Consider the following 1,388-nt stretch of genomic DNA (forward strand, 5'->3'; position numbering starts at 1 on the left):
GTTTATAGATTTGTAAAAACAATGGTTTCAAATGTTGATTACGCCAATCAAAAACGGAATCTTCTTTTTTCCTTCCCACCATATTGTTTCGAATCAAATCATTAATTTGTTTTTGTTCCTGCTTACGATCTAACAAATTATTTACGACTTTACCCTTCATTGCATCTAATGTTTTTGGTTTTCTTTTACCACGTTCTCTTGTTGGAAATGGTTCAACAGTTGCTACATGAATATGAATATTATCTGTATTAAAGTGAATGGCTGCCGACCAAATAGAACTTTTTTCCAAACCCTCTCTTTTTTGCATTTCCTTCATCATAAGCCTTGTTACATCCCTTAACTTTTTCTCATCCAACGTTTTTGTTTTCTCATCATAAATGCCTTGTTTCTCTAGCCAGGGATTATGAAAAGAAATGACATCTTGCCACATGATGCTTCCATTCTCATGAGCGGTTTTAAACATTTCCTTTAAGGACTTTTTCTCACTTTCTGTTAAACGATTTGCGTGTTCCGTAAATAGTGCTGATGTCTTTTCTGAATCCCCCATGTAGTCTTGATACGTTTCGAACATTTTCGGATTCAACTTCACTTCACTTTTCGCTTCCTCCCGATCTACATAATCAACATAGTTCTGAAAGGCTTTCGAACCTGGTAAAACAAATTTCGTTTTTAAAACCACACCTGGTGTGACGGAAGACTGAACAGGAACGGCACTACTCATTTTCAACATCCTGCATCATCATCTGAATAAACTCATTCATTTTTTCCATTGTGCTATAACAATCACTCATCATATGGATGTTCTTTTCAATGAGATTTTCTAATTCCATTTCCCTTTTATTTTGTTGCTGAAAAAATGCCAGCATTTCAATTTGAGCTTTCAAAAATTTTTGTCGGGATATTCCCTTTTTCTTTGCCATTTCATCTATTTTCTTTAAGGCAACTGGATCTATATCTCTTATTTTTAGATTCACAATTTCGGCTCCTTTCTACAATTCTGGGTAGAGATCAAAAAATAGTGAGAAGAGCATAAGGGGTTTCTGCCCCCACCGAGGGTGTGGGGCTAGGCGGAGCCTAGCGAAACGATGGGGGCAAGAAAATCCTCTAGGTGAGTACTCACTGATGACACAAATTAAACTGATGAGTACTCACTGACGATACAAAAACTAACAGATGAGCACTCAGTGAGTACTCAAATATCACTGGTGAGTACTCACTGACGACATGACTTTTTTCACTTTTTATTAATTTCTTGTGCCTTTTGCTCTAACTTTTTGATTTTATCTCGTGCGATTTTTTGTTCTCCTTTAAACAATTCCACGTTCTTTTCTGATGATTTTATTTTTGATTCTAGGGATGCTATTTTTGATTGTGTTTCCGTTTTTTCT

The 1,388-nt window shown here is 35.8% G+C and carries 2 protein-coding genes; both read right to left on the minus strand.

Annotation, left to right across the window (positions count from 1 at the left end; genetic code table 11):
* Positions 1 to 721: MobP2 family relaxase (gene mobP2 / locus ACLBXA_RS29350; RefSeq protein ID WP_447617741.1), on the minus strand; the 721-nt coding region annotated here is incomplete at its 3' end.
* Positions 714 to 974: a hypothetical protein gene (locus tag ACLBXA_RS29355; protein WP_242305052.1), complete on the minus strand. Its 261-nt coding sequence runs from the start codon at positions 972 to 974 to the stop codon at positions 714 to 716. The genes ACLBXA_RS29355 and mobP2, both read right to left, overlap by 8 nt.
* Positions 975 to 1,388 lie beyond the last annotated feature (414 nt).

Source organism: Bacillus sp. D48C, from assembly GCF_053345735.1.